General features: G+C 61.5%; 15 protein-coding genes. 7 read left to right on the forward strand and 8 right to left on the reverse strand.

Going from position 1 to position 16799, the window contains the following annotated elements; translation table 11 throughout:
* Positions 1–38 precede the first annotated feature (38 nt).
* The gene (locus ACQY1L_RS10670; RefSeq protein ID WP_430240852.1) at positions 39–1577 is read right to left on the reverse strand and encodes an MDR family MFS transporter; all 1539 of its coding nucleotides are present in this window, start codon (positions 1575–1577) and stop codon (positions 39–41) included.
* 122 nt (positions 1578–1699) lie between these two features.
* On the opposite strand from ACQY1L_RS10670, the gene ACQY1L_RS10675 reads away from it, so the two are divergent.
* Both ACQY1L_RS10675 and ACQY1L_RS10680 read left to right on the forward strand, forming a co-directional pair.
* On the forward strand, positions 1700–2230 hold the full coding sequence (locus ACQY1L_RS10675) for a MarR family winged helix-turn-helix transcriptional regulator (protein ID WP_430240853.1): 531 nt from the start codon (positions 1700–1702) through the stop codon (positions 2228–2230).
* Positions 2231–2312: 82 nt separating this feature from the next.
* Positions 2313–3692 (forward strand): TIGR03808 family TAT-translocated repetitive protein, encoded by a 1380-nt coding sequence (locus ACQY1L_RS10680; protein ID WP_430261851.1) that lies wholly within the window; start codon positions 2313–2315, stop codon positions 3690–3692.
* On the opposite strand, the gene ACQY1L_RS10685 is transcribed toward ACQY1L_RS10680, so the two are convergent.
* Both ACQY1L_RS10685 and ACQY1L_RS10690 read right to left on the reverse strand, forming a co-directional pair.
* Complete coding sequence (locus tag ACQY1L_RS10685) at positions 3689–4009, reverse strand: type II toxin-antitoxin system RelE/ParE family toxin (RefSeq protein WP_430240854.1); 321 nt, start codon at positions 4007–4009, stop codon at positions 3689–3691. The two genes, ACQY1L_RS10680 and ACQY1L_RS10685, sit on opposite strands and share 4 nt — an antisense overlap.
* Complete coding sequence (locus tag ACQY1L_RS10690; protein WP_430240855.1) at positions 4006–4287, reverse strand: ribbon-helix-helix domain-containing protein; 282 nt, start codon at positions 4285–4287, stop codon at positions 4006–4008. The genes ACQY1L_RS10685 and ACQY1L_RS10690 overlap by 4 nt, the downstream gene beginning before the upstream one ends.
* A gap of 147 nt (positions 4288–4434) precedes the next feature.
* On the opposite strand from ACQY1L_RS10690, the gene ACQY1L_RS10695 reads away from it, so the two are divergent.
* A complete protein-coding gene (locus ACQY1L_RS10695; protein ID WP_430240856.1) occupies positions 4435–5082 on the forward strand; it encodes a glutathione S-transferase family protein in 648 nt (215 codons plus the stop codon).
* A gap of 287 nt (positions 5083–5369) precedes the next feature.
* Here the strand turns inward: ACQY1L_RS10695 and ACQY1L_RS10700 are convergent, their stop codons facing one another.
* Positions 5370–6005, reverse strand: coding sequence for a glutathione S-transferase family protein (locus tag ACQY1L_RS10700; RefSeq protein WP_430240857.1), 636 nt, complete (start codon positions 6003–6005; stop codon positions 5370–5372).
* Between the two features lie 23 nt (positions 6006–6028).
* Positions 6029–7036, reverse strand: coding sequence for an asparaginase (locus ACQY1L_RS10705; protein ID WP_430240858.1), 1008 nt, complete (start codon positions 7034–7036; stop codon positions 6029–6031).
* 101 nt (positions 7037–7137) lie between these two features.
* Here ACQY1L_RS10705 and ACQY1L_RS10710 point away from each other — a divergent pair, with 101 nt between their 5' ends.
* Positions 7138–7875 carry a DUF3750 domain-containing protein gene (locus ACQY1L_RS10710; RefSeq protein ID WP_062453533.1) on the forward strand — a complete coding sequence of 246 codons (738 nt, stop codon included), beginning with the start codon at positions 7138–7140 and terminating at the stop codon, positions 7873–7875.
* 104 nt (positions 7876–7979) lie between these two features.
* Here ACQY1L_RS10710 and ACQY1L_RS10715 read toward each other — a convergent pair whose 3' ends face one another.
* The 3 genes from ACQY1L_RS10715 to ACQY1L_RS10725 form a co-directional block, all read right to left on the reverse strand.
* Positions 7980–8126, reverse strand: a complete 147-nt coding sequence (locus ACQY1L_RS10715) for a DUF1127 domain-containing protein (RefSeq protein ID WP_082471856.1) — start codon at positions 8124–8126, stop codon at positions 7980–7982.
* Positions 8127–8709: 583 nt separating this feature from the next.
* Positions 8710–9711, reverse strand: coding sequence for an NAD(P)H-quinone oxidoreductase (locus tag ACQY1L_RS10720; RefSeq protein ID WP_430240859.1), 1002 nt, complete (start codon positions 9709–9711; stop codon positions 8710–8712).
* A gap of 100 nt (positions 9712–9811) precedes the next feature.
* On the reverse strand, positions 9812–11620 hold the full coding sequence (locus tag ACQY1L_RS10725) for a GGDEF domain-containing protein (RefSeq protein ID WP_062453535.1): 1809 nt from the start codon (positions 11618–11620) through the stop codon (positions 9812–9814).
* A 358-nt stretch (positions 11621–11978) separates the two neighbouring features.
* On the opposite strand from ACQY1L_RS10725, the gene betC reads away from it, so the two are divergent.
* The 3 genes from betC (at position 11979) to betA (ending at position 16798) form a co-directional block, all read left to right on the forward strand.
* On the forward strand, positions 11979–13496 hold the full coding sequence (betC, locus tag ACQY1L_RS10730) for a choline-sulfatase (RefSeq protein WP_430261853.1): 1518 nt from the start codon (positions 11979–11981) through the stop codon (positions 13494–13496).
* Between the two features lie 23 nt (positions 13497–13519).
* Positions 13520–14983, forward strand: coding sequence for a betaine-aldehyde dehydrogenase (betB, locus tag ACQY1L_RS10735; RefSeq protein ID WP_430240861.1), 1464 nt, complete (start codon positions 13520–13522; stop codon positions 14981–14983).
* 162 nt (positions 14984–15145) lie between these two features.
* On the forward strand, positions 15146–16798 hold the full coding sequence (gene betA / locus ACQY1L_RS10740; protein WP_430240862.1) for a choline dehydrogenase: 1653 nt from the start codon (positions 15146–15148) through the stop codon (positions 16796–16798).
* The last annotated feature ends 1 nt before the right edge of the window (position 16799 follow it).

Below are 16799 nucleotides of genomic sequence, written 5' to 3' on the forward strand. Positions count from 1 at the left end.
GACGAGAGATAGGCGAGGAAAGCCCGCTTGGAAGAGCCTTACGGGGTGGGCAGCTTGTTTTGTTGTGCGGCGGCCTGGACTTGCGCAGTCGGCAGGCGTTTCGGCTTGAGGAAAAGGGCGGCGATCAGGCCGATGGCGGCGATCACGGCGGCGGCGAAGAAGAGCGGCGTGAAGGCGGAGAAGTAGACGGAGGCCACCGCCTCACGCGAGGCCTGCGGCAACTGATCGAGCACTTTCGGGGTAAGCGCGCCGATATCGGCAACGCCTGGAATGGCCACGCCGCTGCCCTTGACCGACGAGCCGATGATGGCGCCGTAGAGCGAGATGGCGATCGAGGCGCCGCCCATTCGCATCAGCGTCACGGCACCGGTGGCGGCACCCATGTCTTCGCGCGGGGCGGAATTCTGGACGCCGATGATCGGTGCCTGCTGGCCGAAGCCGACGGCAAGACCCTGGAGCATCAGCAGAATGGCAACGAGCCAGAGCGGCGTAGCTGACGTCACCTGCGACAGAAGCAGAAGAGCGCCGATGCTCATGACCAGGCCCAACACGGCGAACGGCTTGTAGCGGCCGGTGATGGAAATCAACCTTCCCGCCGACATGGAGCCGACGACGATGCCGCCGGTGAGGCCGATGAAGAACAGGCCGGCCTGCGATGGCGACAGGCCCGTCGTCGTCTGCAGGAAGAGCGCGTAATAGTTGACCATGCCGATGCCGACGGCGCCGGAGCAGAGCGTGATGATGAGAAACAGCGAGAAGGTGCTGTCCCTGAATAGTTTCAAGGGCACGATCGGTTCGGGGACGCGGCTTTCGACGAAGACCCAGAGGCCGGCGCAGGCCATGCCGAAGCCGAGAAGGACCAGCGATTCGAATGCCATCAGCGAGCCGAACAGCTGGTGGCTATCGGCAAAGGTGACGAGGCTTGCGATCGTCAGTGCCAGAACGACGGCGCCGGCATAATCGATCTTCGGCTTGCGCTGCGGGCGGCGATAGGGAAGCAGCAGGGCGAGGCCTGTCACGACGATGACCCCGAGCGGCAGGTTGATCAGGAAGATCGAGCGCCAGCCGAACAGATCGCTGAGCGTGCCGCCGAGAACCGGGCCGATGCTTCCGGCGGCCATGATCATCAGGCTGGAATAGCTCTGATATTTCGCCCGCTCGCGCGGCTCGAACAGATCCGCATTGATAGAGAAGATCGACACCATTATGCCGCCGCCACCAAGGCCCTGGAAGACGCGGGCCGCAATCAGCGAATTCATCGACCAGGCAAAGCCGCACAGAACCGACCCGAGCGTGAAGAGAACGATGGCAAACAGCATCACATATTTGCGGCCGAACAGATCGCCCAGCTTGCCGTAGATCGGCATGACCGCGCTCATGGCCAGAAGAAAGGCCGAGGAGACCCAGCCGAAACTCTCCATCTGGCCGAACTCGCCGACGATGGTGGGAAGTGCCGTGGAGACGATGTGATTGTCGAGCGCCGCCATGAACAGCGCCGCCATCAGGAACCAGAAAACGAACAGACGCTGCCGTTTGTCGGCAACAAGCGGGGTCTGGGCCGGGCGTGACATATCCATGGCATACTTCCTGAGGGGTCGGCGAATTTATGTGACTTCAGCATATAATTGTCAATGACAGACAGATGCACCCAGCAACAATTTCGTTGAAACAACCCGGCACCTGCTGATAAGTTGCGCAGATGACGACCACGATTTCTCAATCAGACCCACAGCCCCCGACCGAAACCGCTGCTTTTGCGGAGGGGCTTTTGCGTGTCAGCGACAACCTGACCCGGATGCGGCATCTGATGGGGCGCCGGATGATCGCGCGCACCGCAATCGCCAACACGGTTCCGGGTCTGGAAACGGCGCATCTTGACGTGCTGGATGTGATGGGCCGGATCGAGGGCGAAATCACCGTGGGCGCGATTGCCGAGACGATGCGGATAGACCCCTCGCGCGGCAGCCGTCTGGTGACCGATCTCGTGTCGAGCGGCGTTCTCAGGCGTGATGCTTCGCAGGAAGACGGGCGGCGCTCGCTGCTGGTGCGCACCGAGATTGGCGATGCGCTGCTGACCGAGCTACAGGCGGTCAAGCGTTCGGTGCTGGTGAATGTGCTTGGCGACTGGCCGGAGGAAGAGCTTTCGGCGTTTTCGCATCTGTTTGAGAAGTTCATTTCCGGCTTCGAAGCGGTCTATCCGGGCGGCGCGGGCCGCAGCCCGCATTCCTGACCGGGCCTTCACCCGTCCCGAAACCACACACTTCCGCTGGCACGATAAATGCTTGGTTTAGGAGATGATGGAGACGGGCTGAATGATTTCGAGACGCAAAATGCTGGGCTGGGGCATGACAGGCGCTGTGGTTGCCGCATTGCCGCTGCCAGCGCTTGCAGCACCCGCCAGCGTTTCGACCGTTGATCTGCGCGGCTCGATCGATGCACGCGACCATGGCGTGGCGCCTGATGGCGGCGATGTTTCCAGCCGCAAGTTGCTGGCGCTGATCGAACAGGCGGCACGGCAGAACAAGCCGGTCTACCTGCCGCCCGGCGACTACCGCGTCTCCGGTCTCGACCTTCCCGACAACACGCGGCTGGTCGGCGTTTCAGGCGCTTCCAGGCTGGTCTATTCCGGCGACGGATCGTTTATCCGCGCAACCGCGGCACGGCGGATCGAGCTTTCCAATCTGGTGATCGATGGCGGCAATCGCTGGCTGGATGATCAGACCCCTGCCCTTATCCATTTCTCCGGCATTCCCGACGTTTCCATCGACAATTGCGAAATCCTCGGCGCGCGCAAATCCGCGATCCAGCTGGAGCGATGCGGCGGGAGCATCGAGCGCTCCAAGATATCGGGCGCTGCCGACTACGCGCTCTATGCGGTGGAAAGCACCGGTCTATCGGTCACCGGCAACAGCGTGTTCGATTGCGGCAATGGCGGCATTCTCATCCATCGCTGGGAGAAAGGCGTCGATGGCAGCATCGTCACGGGTAACCGCATCTTCCGGATCGGCGCCAGAAATGGCGGCACCGGGCAATATGGCAATGCGATCAACCTGTTTCGCGCGGCCAACGTGATGGTGAGCGGCAACCACATCACCGACTCTGCCTTTTCGGCGATCCGCGCCAACAGCTCCTCCAACGCGCAGATTTCCGGCAACCAGTGCTTTCGCTCCGGCGAGACGGCGATCTATGCGGAATTCTCGTTCGAGGGCGCCGTCATTTCAGGCAATACGGTGGATGGCGCGGCAAACGGCATTTCCGTCGTCAATTTCAACGAAGGCGGCAGGCTTTCGACCATTTCAGGTAATATCGTCCGCAACCTTTCGGCAACCGGCCCCTACAAACTCGACGGCGCAATCTTCGGCGTCGGCATCAGCGCCGAGGCCGACACGGCGATCACAGGCAACGTGGTGGAAAACGCCGCCCTCTGGGGCCTGGCCCTCGGCTTCGGCCCCTACCTGCGCAACGTCGTCGCCGCCAACAATATCGTGCGGGGGGCTAAAGTCGGCTGCGCCGTCAGCGTTGCCGAAGGGGCCGGTTCGACAGTGATCACCGGCAACGTGTTTCAGGACGTGAAGGATGGCGGCGTGATCGGCTATCGCTGGACGGAGGCTGCAACGGAAGAGTTGAGCGGGTCGGGTGATGCGGCTGCGGCGCTTCCGCATCTGACGGTTAGCGGCAACCGGGTTGGTTAGGTTTCGGGGTCGGGAGCTTCGGGGCTGGCGTCGAAATCGATGTTGCGGCCGTGGTGGAAGATGCGCAGGATGGTGACGGTGTTGCCTTCGATCATGAAAGCGATCGTCGCCTTCTTGCGGTAGCCGACAAGGCGGACGCCGAGTTTGCTTTCCAGGCGTGATCCCCGTTCCGGAAAGCGCTCGAACGAGTGACAATGGTCGACGATTTGGTCGACATAGAGCCGAGCAACCCGCTCTCCGGCACGTGGCAAGAGATAGGTCAAAAGTTCGATCACATCGTCTTCGGCCGCGTCAGAAAAGCGAACCGTGTAGTTCATTTTCCTTCGCCAACCATACGGTCGAGCCTGGCGTGCAAACGCTTGCGGGTCTCCTCCAGCGGACGGGTTTTAATGATTCCCGCGTCGATGGCCTGAAGCGTCGGCATGACCTCGTCCCTCAGCCATGCCTCGATCGCGGCATCGTGCGCTGCCATCGGGCGCAGGCCCTCGGCGATCACGTCGCTTTCCGAGGCGTATTCGCCGGAGGCGACCTTGGCTTCGACCATGTCGGCGATCTCGACCGGCAGGGTGATGCTGAGCGAACGGGTGGCGCGCATGGGGTTGGCCCTTGGAAAGATCAGAATGTGGATGACTATACCGAAAACAGAAGCGGACGTCCAACCGGTCGAATTGAGGGGCGCGGCATCTTCCGTTCGGGGCCGAACCGCACTAGCGTCGCCCGCGAAACACAATGGGAGATACGCATGCTGAAAATCTATGGCGTCTATCGTTCGCGCGCGACGCGGCCGCTCTGGTTGATCGAGGAACTGGGATTGCCGTTCGAGCATATTCCGGTCATCCAGGCCTATCGGCTGGACGATGCTTCGGTTGATGGTGCGCCTGTCAACACGCGGTCGCCGGAGTTTTTGAGCGTCAATCCGATGGGCTCGATCCCGTCGATGGACGATGATGGCTTCGTGCTGCACGAATCGCTTGCCATCACGCTCTACCTTGCCCGCAAGCATGGCGGCGAGATCGCTCCGAAGACGATCGAGGAAGAGGCGCAGATGGTGCAGTGGTCGCTGTTTGCGGCAACGAGCGTCGAGACCTCGGCCCTGACGATCCAGTCGTCCAGCGCATCCACCGACGAAGGCAAGGCGGCGATCGAGGCTGCTGCACGCACGCTCGCTCGGCCGTTCGATGTGCTTGAAAAGCATCTCGGCGAAGACGGGTTCATGGTCGGCAAGCGGTTTACGGTGGCCGATATCAACGTGACTGAAATCGTGCGTTACGCCCGCAGCCATGCCGCCCTGTTCGACGGTCGCCCGGCGCTGAAAGCCTGGTACGACGGCTGCGTCGCCCGGCCCGCCTATCAGGCGATGTGGGCAAAGCGCAACGCCGAGCCGGCCTGACGATCAGATGGCAGGTTTCGCCGCCGCTTTAGGCTGCGGATAGAGGTATTGCCGAACAACCCTCTGGGGGCGCTCGGGACATTGAGCCGGCTGCTCCAAACTCCCCTCATCCTCGCCCTTGTGGCGGGGATCCAGTTAGCTCAAGTCCTTGAGCTGAAAAGAGTCCTTGACCCGACAGACGTCGGGTCGCTGGATCCCCGCCACAAGGGCGAGGATGAGGGAGGATAGGTTGTCGCCCTCGTCAAATGAGCTTCTTCGGGGGTTGTCAGCAGTCTGCGGCCTGACGATCAGGCGGCGGGCTTTGCTGCCGCTTCTTCCGCCAACACCTTTTGCACAGCCGGCCGCATCTCGATGCGCCGGTAGTGGGCCGCCACCTTGGGGAATTCGGCCATGTCCACATGGTCGCTTTCCAGCCAGCCGGTCATGACGAAGAGATAGGCATCGGCCACCGAAAAGGTGTCGCCGAGTACGTAGGCGCCTTCGACAAGATCGTTCTCGATCAGGGCGAAGCTGTCGCGCATGGTCTGCGGCACTTTGGCGATCATGTCCGCGTGCGAGGCGGCACTATCGGCCCAGCGCGCGCCACGGCGGCCATGGGCGTGGTTGATGTGGACGGTGGAGGACAGATAGGCGTTGAAGGCCTGCATCCTGGCAAACAGGAAGGGATCATCCAGCGGTACGAGGTTCTTTTCCGGCACGAGCTGGGCGATGTAGGCGAGCAGTGCGACGGTTTCCGTCAGCACGCCCTTGTCCGTGACCAGTGCCGGCACCCGGCCTTTCGGGTTGACATCCAGATAGGCTGGCGATCGCTGCTCACCCTCGGCAAAGCGGATCAGCGAGACCTGATAATCGAGGCCCGACTCGGCCAGCGCGATATGGCTGGCGCGTGAGCAGGTGCCGGGCGTGATGTAGAGCGTCAGCATCGATCCGTATCCCTTCGTCGGTGTCAGGCAAACAGCGCGTCGGTGACCCGGACTTCGCCGACGGTGAGGCCGTTCCAGTTCTTCATCGTGCGGTTGGCCATGGCCATCAGCTTGGCTTCGGTTTCGCCGCCCTTTTCGAAATAGCGGGCGATGAGTGCGAAGATCATCGCTTCGGCGGCGCGGGTCGTACCGTCCTCGCATTTGACCGCCATGGCAATGCCCTGATCGGGAAGTGCGGCGACGAAGACGCCTTCGGCACCTGTCTTGGCAAAGATCTTGCCCGGCGCCAGTTCCATCAGCTTCGTGCAGGCGCGGCCGGTGCCGGCGACATAGAACGGTTCGGCCATGCAGGCGTCCATCAGCCGGCGCGAGGCTTTCGCCCGTTCATTGGACAGGCCGGAGCCGGTCAGCATTTTCGCAAAGCCGTGGGCAAGGCCCTTGAGCGGCACGGCATAGGTCGGGATCGAGCAACCGTCGATGCCGCAATTGTCTTCGGCGAGAACCGCGCCGGTGAGGCTGCCCATCACGTCGCGGATTTCCTTCTGCAGCGGATGGTCGTAATCGACATAGCCCCTGAGCTGCGTGCCGGAATGGACGCAGGTGCAGACGAAGCCGGAGTGCTTGCCCGAGCAGTTGTTATGCAGCGCCGTCGGATATTCGATGGTGCGGGCCTGATGGATGAGCGAGGCCTGTTCGGATGCCCAGTGGGCACCGCATTCCATGTCGTCGACACTCTTGCCGGCCTTGGCCAGCATCGAGGCCGCCATGGCCACATGCGCATCTTCGCCGGAATGGGAGGCGCAGGAAAATGCCAGCTCCTTGTTGCCGAACCCGTAGGCATCGGCTGCACCGCTTTCGATCAGCGGCAGGGCTTGCATGGCCTTGCAGGAGGACCGCGGAAACACGCCGGCTTCCGCATCACCGAAGGAAAACAGCGTCTTGCCTTCGCCATCCACGACGACACCGAGGCCGCGATGGCGGCTTTCGACGAGAGAGCCGCGGGTCACTTCAACGGTCACGGGATTTTGCATCGGTCAGTCCTGAATTTGCCGGCTTCTATTGCTCATTCGGCTTAAACGCCATTTCGGCGGCGTTGATAGCCGTTTCGGCGATTTGTTGCACGGGAATGTTTATGAAATCGGTAAAGCGATTGCTGCTCCTTATCTTCGTCGTCTACCTTCTTCCCACCTTCGCTTCCGCCGGCCTTTGGGCGATGCGCGAACACCCGTCCGGCTGGAGCGCCGCGCGCTGGTCGTCGGCCGGCATCCTGCCCAAGGCGAACGAAAGCAACGATGCGGCGATCTATATCTTCTCGGCGATGACGGGCGGATTGAAAGGTTCGGTGGCAAGCCATGCCTGGATCGTTACCAAGGCAAAGGGTGCGGCCACCTATACCCGCTATGACAAGGTGGGCTGGGGCAACCCGATCCGCCGCAACCACCGCGATCCGGATGCCTTCTGGTATTCGAACCCGCCGCAGCTGGTGACATCGATCACCGGATCGAAGGCGGAGCTGCTGATCCCCAAGATCGAAGGCGCGATTGCCGCCTACCCTTACGCCGAGCCCGGCGGCTACACGATCTGGCCGGGGCCGAATTCCAATACGTTCGTGGCCTATGTGCTGCGCACCGTGCCTGAGATCGGCGCGGTGCTTCCGCCGCATGCGGTGGGCCGCGACTATCTGCCGGATGGGGAATTCGTGCATCTGGACGAGGACAGCCGCGACCTGCATGTGACGCTGCGTGGACTGTTAGGCTTTTCGGTGGGGGTGCGGAGCGGCATCGAGGTCCATTTCCTCGGTCTCGTCGCGGGCCTCGATCTCGCCCGGCCGGGCATCAAGGTGCCGGCGCTCGGACGGATCGGCATCTAGCCGGGAGAGCAGTGCCGCGATGCATGGGAGCCATGCATGAAACGCAAAACGCCCGCAGACTTGCGAGCGTTTGCAAACATTCGGATTATACGATCAGAAACCGATCAGAAGCCGACGGCAGTGCGTGCGACGCGACGGATATCGCTACGGTCGATACCGAGGTCGTGGAGTTCGCGCGAGGTCATACGGTCCAGTTCGGTGACCGTCTGACGATACTTGCGCCAGTTGTTGATGGTGCGTGCTACGTTCATGATGATCCCCTTTCCTGAGGCTTTCGAAGCTTCAGCTGCCAGATGCTGGCGCTTTCTCTTGCTTCGATGACCTCGTTATACGCTGCCCAAGGATGAAGCAGAAGCACTGAAGCGTCAGGCCACCCATGCGCGCCATGCATGTCTTTCCAGGGTGCATGTCAGGGAATTGGTCATCATTGCCAGGCAGGATGGAAGACCATCGAAATTTGCGACCGGCAGACATGGAAAAGGGCCGCTTGAGCGGCCCTTCCATGAGTTTGGTCCGGTTGAACGAACCCGGGCTGCAATCATGCAGTCCGAAGGAAGATGTCATTCAGGCCGAGGGCTGCCCCGTCAAGACCAACAACTTTCCATTGCCCGCTACACAGACCGAAATCTCATTAGACATTGGACCACCTTCCTTTCATTACGTTGATGATGATCAGAAGGTAGGTGCGATCTGCGGCGCTTGCAAGGCAAGTTATGTAAACAATCGAAGATATTATTGAGTTGCGGATCGGCGGCGGTTCGACCACTATTCGCGCAGCCGGCGGCGGGGTGCCTTCCGGGCGATGCCCAAGGCCACCCCTGCCCCCACGTTTCCTCACCCCAGCTTCATCACGATCTTGCCGATATGGCTGCTGGTTTCCATCAGCCGGTGCGCCTCGACCACGTCGTCAAACGGCACCACGGAATGGATGACGGGTGAGACCTTGCCGGCTTCGAGAAGCGGCCAGACCTCGCTCAGCAGTTCGTCGCGGATTGCCCGCTTTTCGTCAGCGGTGCGGGGCCGCATGGTCGATCCTGTCACCGTCAGGCGCTTGACCATGATCGGCGAGAGATTGACCTTTTCCGCCATGTTGCCGCCGAGAAACGCGATGATCGACAGGCAGCCGTCCTTGGCAAGGACCGAAAGGTTCTTCTCGAAGTAGGATGCGCCGATCATGTCGAGCACCACATCGACGCCCTTGCCGTCGGTCTCGGCCTTGATCACCTCGGCAAAGTCCTCGGTCTTGTAATTGATCGCCTTAGTCGCACCGAGCTTTTCGCAGGCCTCGCATTTGTCCTTCGAGCCGGCGGTCGCATAGGCCGTCGCGCCGAATGCCTTGGCGAGCTGGATCGCGGTCGTGCCGATGCCGCTCGAGCCGCCATGGATCAGCACGGTCTCGCCTTCGGTCAGGCCTGCCATCTGGAAGAGGTTGGCCCAGACGGTGAAGAAGGTTTCCGGCACGGCTGCGGCTTTCACCGCATCATAGCCTTTCGGCCATGGCAGCGCCTGGCCAGCCGGCACGACGCAATATTCCGCATAGCCGCCGCCATTCGACAGGCCGCAGACCTTGTCGCCGATTGCAAATTCGGTCACGCCCTCGCCGAGTGCCACCACTTCACCGGCGACTTCGAGGCCAAGGATCGGGCTTGCATCCTTCGGCGCCGGGTAGTTCCCCTGGCGCTGGGCGACGTCGGGCCGGTTGACGCCGGCGGCTTCCACCTTGATCAGAATTTCGCCTGATCGGGCCGACGGGCACGGGCCGGTGACATGGGTCATCACATCGGGCGCGCCGAAGGACGGCAGGTCGACGAAACGCATCTGGGACGGCATGGACATGGGTCTACTCCTGTCAGTATCTGACGACTGACTTAGGACAGTGCCCCTTGCTTGGAAAGGCGGAGGTTGGATGCATGCGTCCGGTTGAGCCGGTGTGGCGCTACTCTGCCGCATCACCATAGCTTGCGAAAACAAGGCCACGGTCGCTCTCCTTGGCGGCCACCTTGACCGTTGCGATCTCCGTTCCGATCCGGGCGATATCGTCGAGGATCAGGCCCTGCGGCAGATGGACAACGCCGATCGAGCAGCGCAGCAACGGGAAATCGCGCTCCACGCCGGTGCGGTCATGGCCGCGGATCCGGCCTGCCGCCCGCTCCTCTTCCGAATAGAGCGCAACGGCGTCATCGTGGAAATCCGATAGAAGGCGCTCGAGGATTTCCTCCAATTCGTCGCGGCTCCAGTCGCGGATGCCGATAAAGAAATCGTCGCCGCCGACATGGCCGAGGAAATGCTCGTCGGAGAAGAAGTAGCGCTTCATCAGCGCCGCAAACAGCGAGATTGCGTGGTCGCCCATCTGGAAGCCGTAATGATCGTTGAACGGCTTAAAATGGTCGAAGTCGCAATAGCAGAAGAAGCGCTGCTCGTCGTCATCGCGGCCGGCCTGGTACATGAAGTCGCGGATGGCCCGGTTGCCGGGAAGACCCGTCAGCGGGTTCTGGTCCTGGGCGATCTTGAGCTGCTTTTCGTTGACCACCTTGATCAGCGATGCCGCCGAGACGACGCCGGCATAACGCATGTTTTCGGTAAGGATGACGCAGGCGCTGTTTTCCATGTTGGCAAACAGGCTCATCAGCTCTTCCGCCTCGGCATCCAGACCGATGATCGGCGCGCGCTCGACGAAATGGGCGATGGTGCGCTCATAGACCTTGTTCTTTAGGAGATCGCGGCCGAAGGGCTGATAGATGAATTCCTTGAGGTGATATTCGTTGATGACGCCGCGCGGTTCGCCATTGGCGTTCAGCACCGGAAAGAAGGCCTGGCGCGGATTGCGGCGAAACAGTTCAAAGACGCTGTCGATGCTCTCGTTCTCGAACACGGTCGGCAGTTTTTCGATCTGCTTGCGGATGAGGATTTCGTCGAGAGACTGGCTGGAGCGGCGCGACAGACCGATTGCGGCCAGATGCGGATAGGCCGGCTGCAACTCCGTGACGAAGCTGGTGGGTCTTGCGATGAAATAGCCCTGTACCAGATCGACGCCGTATTCACGGCAGGCCAGAAATTCGGCCTCGGTCTCGATGCCTTCGGCAATCACGCGGATGCCGAGCACATGGGCAATGTTGACGATGTTCTTGACGAGATGCCGTTTGCGCGGATTGACATCGATATCCGAAATGAAGTGCCGGTCGATCTTCAGGTAGTCGACCGGGTAGTCGCAGAGCAGCTTCATCTCACCATGGCCGACGCCGAAATCGTCAATCGCCAGCTTGAAGCCTGCCTTGCGCATCTCGCTCATCAACTCGGCAAATTCCGGCACCGAGGTGTTGTCGAACCGCTCGGACAGCTCGAAGCAGACCGAGGACGGCGCGACGCCTGCCTGGCGCAGGTGCTGGACGATCTTTTCGAGGAAAAGCTGGCCGTCGCGGATCATCCGGACATCGAGATTGAGAAACAGCGTTTGGCTGGAGAAATCCGGAAGGCCGGCGAATTTGGCAAGTGCCCGGTGGGCGACCATCTGTTCGAGCGCCAGAAGCTGGCCGCCGTCATGGGCCTGGTCGATCAGTTCGAGCGGCGAGGCAAAGCCAAGACGGTCATGGCCGCGCAGCAGCGATTCGTAGCCGAACACGGACCCGGTGGCGACCTCCACGATCGGCTGGAAGGCGTTCTCGATGACGAGCTTGGCCAGAGGCAGAAGCTGATCGCTGGCATAGCGGCGGAAAACGCCCGGTTCCAGAACGGCCGCAGACGACATGCACTTCACCTCATTTACCGCGCGGACCAGTTAGGACCGGCGCTTTACTCACGGACGCCATTTTTGACTCCATTGGTCAAGAATACCTTTCCGCCAGATGACAGTTCGATGAAACTTCAGCGACAGTCATTTATCATTCTAATACAATCGGTTGGGAATTTTACGCCGCATGGCTTCGGGAGCCGCAGTCTGGCGTCAGCGCCACGGGCCGGATGATTGACGGGACCGGAAATCCTCCTCGCGTCATCGGCTTGCGCTTTTGAGACAGCGCTGTTCGCAATCCCTGCTTGATTGCGCGGCCAATCGAAAATAACTCATTCTGGCGGTCTTCCTCATCTCCAAGAAAAGCAGCCCGGTTATGTCCCGTCCGAACATTCTCATCATCATGGTCGACCAGATGAACGGCACGCTGTTTCCGGATGGGCCGGCGGACTGGCTGCATGTGCCGCACCTGAAGGCGCTGGCTGCACGTTCGGCCCGCTTCCAGAACAACTACACCTCGTCGCCGCTTTGCGCGCCGGCCCGCGCCTCGGTCATGGCGGGGCAGCTGCCGAGCAGGACCGGGGTCTATGACAATGCCGCCGAATATGTCTCGTCGATCCCGACCTATGCGCATCACCTGCGCCGCGCCGGCTATTACACGGCGCTGTCGGGAAAGATGCATTTCGTCGGGCCGGACCAGATGCACGGGTTCGAGGAACGGCTGACCACCGACATCTACCCGGCCGATTTCGGCTGGACGCCGGATTACCGCAAGCCGGGCGAGCGGATCGACTGGTGGTATCACAACATGGGTTCCGTCACCGGTGCCGGCGTTGCCGAGATTTCCAACCAGATGGAATATGACGACGAGGTGGCCTTCCTCGCCAACCAGAAGCTCTATCATCTCAGCCGCGACAACGACGACGAAGACCGCAGGCCCTGGGCATTAACGGTGTCGTTCACGCATCCGCACGACCCCTATGTGGCACGCCGGAAGTTCTGGGACCTGTATAACGACTGCGAACACCTGATGCCCGAGGTCGGCATGCTCGCAAAGCAGGATCCGCATTCGGCCCGCATCCTCAAGTCCTGCGACTATCCGGCTTTCGAGATCACCGACGAGCATGTGCGGCGGGCGCGCCAAGGCTATTTCGCCAACATCTCCTATATCGACGAAAAGGTCGGTGAGCTGGTCGACACGCTGACCCGGACACGGATGCTCGATAACACGTTCATCCTGTTCTGCTCCGACCATGGCGACATGCTGGGCGAGCGCGGATTGTGGTTCAAGATGAACTTCTTCGAGGGGTCATCCAGGGTGCCGCTGATGATCGCCGGTCCTCAGATCACGCCGTCGCTAAACTCCGCGCCGGTTTCCAATCTCGACATCACGCCAACGCTTTGCGATCTCGCCGGCATCTCGATGGACGAGATCATGCCCTGGACCGATGGCGAAAGCCTGAAGCCGGTGATCGATGGCGGCACCCGCACCGCGCCGGTGCTGATGGAATATGCCGCCGAAGCCTCTCACGCGCCGCTGGTGGGCATTCGCGAGGGCAAGTGGAAATACGTTCACTGCGAGCTCGATCCCGAACAGCTCTACGATCTCGATGCCGATCCCCACGAGCTCAACAATCTGGCACAGGACCCGGCGCATGCCGCTGTGATGGACGGGTTTCGCGCCAAGCGGGCGGAAAAGTGGGACATGGCGAAATTCGACGCGGCCGTGCGCGAAAGCCAGGCGCGGCGCTGGGTGGTCTATGAAGCGCTGCGCAACGGTGCCTATTACCCCTGGGACCACCAACCCTTGCAGAAAGCCTCCGAGCGCTACATGCGCAACCATATGAACCTCGACAATCTGGAAGAGTCCAAGCGCTATCCCCGCGGGGAATAGGCGCCAAGGAACGGAGAAGACCCATGAAAGCACAACCAGTCGCCAGCCATTTCATCGACGGCGAGTATGTCGAGGATACCGATGGCAGCGTCATCGAGAGCCTTTACCCGGCGACGGGTGAAGTGATCGCAAGGTTGCATGCGGCAACGCCCGCCATCGTCGAAAAGGCGATCGCCGCCGCCAAGCGCGCCCAGCCGGAATGGGCGGCATTGAGCCCGACCGCGCGCGGCCGGATCCTGAAGCGGGCGGCCGAGATCATGCGGACGCGCAACCGCGAGCTTTCCGAGCTGGAGACGCTCGATACCGGCAAGCCGATCCAGGAGACGATCGTCGCCGACCCGACATCGGGCGCCGACAGTTTCGAGTTCTTCGGCGGCGTCATCGCAGCCGGTATGAACGGCCAGTACATTCCGCTCGGCGGCGATTTTGCCTATACGAAGCGGGTGCCGCTCGGCGTCTGCGTCGGCATCGGCGCCTGGAACTATCCGCAGCAGATCGCCTGCTGGAAGGGCGCACCGGCGCTCGCCGCCGGCAATGCGATGGTGTTCAAGCCGTCCGAAAACACGCCGCTCGGCGCGCTCAAGATCGCCGAGATCCTGATCGAGGCCGGCCTGCCGAAGGGCCTCTTCAACGTTATCCAGGGCGACCGCACGACCGGGCCTCTTCTGGTCGAACATCCTGACGTTGCCAAGGTTTCGCTGACCGGCTCGGTGCCGACAGGCCGCAAGGTGGCAGCGAGCGCTGCCGGCAATCTCAAGCATGTGACGATGGAACTCGGCGGCAAGTCACCGCTGATCGTGTTCGACGATGCGGATATCGATTCCGCCATCGGCGGGGCGATGCTCGGCAATTTCTATTCGACCGGACAGGTCTGCTCCAACGGCACCCGTGTGTTCGTGCAGAAGGCAATCCGGGAAGAATTCCTGTCGCGGCTGAAGGCACGCACCGAAAAGATGGTGATCGGCGACCCGATGGACGAGGCAACCCAGGTGGGGCCTATGGTCTCCTACGACCAGCGCCAGAAGGTGATGTCCTATATCGAAAAGGGCATTTCGGAAGGGGCGACGCTCATCACCGGCGGCGGTATTCCCAACAACGTCTCGGGCGAAGGCTATTACATCCAGCCGACGGTGTTTGCCGATGTCACCGACGACATGACAATCGCCCGTGAAGAGATCTTCGGACCCGTCATGTGCGTGCTCGACTTCGATAACGAGGAAGAGGTGATCGCGCGCGCCAACGCCACGGAATTCGGCCTCTCCGCCGGGGTCTTCACCGCCGATCTGACACGCGGGCATCGCGTCGCGGATCTTCTGGAAGCAGGCACGCTGTGGATCAACACCTACAATCTCTGCCCGGTGGAAATCCCTTTCGGCGGGTCAAAGCAGTCCGGTTTCGGCCGTGAAAACTCGCTTGCGGCACTGGAGCATTATTCGGAGCTGAAGACGGTGTATGTGGGAATGGGCAAGGTAGAGGCGCCGTATTGAACTTCACCTCCCCCTTGAGGGGGAGATCGCAGCAAAGCTGCGGGTGGGGGTGATCTTTCTACCCCACCCAATTAACCCCACCCCGGCGCAATGCGCCGACCCTCCCCCTCAAGGGGAGGGTAAGTATCGCCATGGGCTTCTGCTCAAGATGAGAGCTCGGATATGAAAAGTGCAGATTTCGTCATCATCGGCTCGGGTTCGGCGGGTTCGGCCATGGCCTATCGGCTGTCCGAGGACGGGAAGCATTCTGTCATCGTGATCGAGGCTGGGGGCACGGATTATGGGCCGTTTATCCAGATGCCGGCGGCGCTGGCGTGGCCGATGAGCATGAAGCGCTACAACTGGGGATATTATTCGGAGCCCGAACCGAACCTCGGCAACCGACGGATCACCGCGCCGCGGGGCAAGGTGCTGGGCGGTTCGTCCTCGATCAATGGTCTCGTTTATGTGCGCGGCCATGCGGAAGACTACAACCGCTGGGAGGATCTCGGCGCGAGCGGCTGGTCCTATGCGGATGTGCTGCCCTATTTCAAGCGGATGGAAACGGCCCACGGCGGCGAAGCGGGTTGGCGCGGCACGGACGGGCCGATGCATGTGCAGCGCGGGCCGATGACCAATCCGCTGTTCCACGCCTTTATCCGGGCAGGTGCGGAGGCCGGTTTCGAGACGACCGACGATTACAACGGCTCGAAGCAGGAAGGCTTCGGGCTGATGGAGCAGACGATCCATGACGGTCGCCGCTGGTCCGCCGCCAACGCCTATCTGCGGCCGGCGATGAAGCGGAAGAATGTCGAAGTCGTCTATGGCCTCGCGCAGAAGGTCGTGATCGAGAACGGCCGTGCGATCGGCGTCGAAGTTCTGCGGCGGGGCGTGCCGGAAGTGGTCAAGGCGAACCGCGAGGTGATCATTGCCGCCTCGTCGTTCAACTCGCCGAAACTCTTGATGCTGTCGGGGATCGGGCCGGCGGCGCATCTGAAAGACATGGGGATCGAGGTCGTGGCCGACCGGCCGGGCGTCGGTGCCAACCTGCAGGATCACATGGAATTCTATTTCCAGCAGATCTCGACCAAGCCGGTGTCGCTCTATTCCTGGCTGCCCTGGTTCTGGCAGGGCGTGGCGGGTGCCCAGTGGCTGATGACCAAGGGTGGCCTGGGCGCCTCCAACCAGTTCGAGGCCTGCGCGTTCCTCCGCTCGGAACCGGGACTGAAGCAGCCGGATATCCAGTATCATTTTCTGCCTGTTGCGATTTCATACGACGGCAAGGCGGCGGCGAAGAGCCACGGGTTCCAGGTGCATGTGGGCTACAACCTGTCGAAGTCACGCGGCGCGGTGACGCTGCGATCCTCCGATCCGAAGGACGATCCGGTCATCCGCTTCAATTACATGAGCCACGAGGAAGACTGGATCAAGTTCCGCCACTGCGTGCGGCTGACGCGTGAGATCTTCAGCCAGAAGGCGTTCGACGATTATCGCGGACCGGAGATCCAGCCGGGCGAACAGGTTGAGAGCGACGATCAGATCGATGCCTTCCTGCGCGAGCATCTGGAAAGCGCCTATCACCCCTGCGGCACCTGCCGGATGGGTCGCGCCGATGATCTGATGGCGGTGGTCGATCCGGAATGCCGGGTGATCGGCGTCGAGGGGCTGCGGGTGGCCGACAGTTCGATCTTCCCGCATGTCACCTATGGCAATCTCAACGGCCCGTCGATCATGACCGGCGAGAAGGCCGCGGATCATATTCTCGGCAAGCAGCCCCTGCCCCGCAGCAATCAGGAGCCCTGGGTCAATCCGAGAGCGACGATGAGCGACCGCTAGG

Source organism: Neorhizobium sp. DAR64862/K0K3 (assembly GCF_050500185.1).
In the GTDB taxonomy this organism is placed as follows: domain Bacteria; phylum Pseudomonadota; class Alphaproteobacteria; order Rhizobiales; family Rhizobiaceae; genus Neorhizobium; species Neorhizobium soli.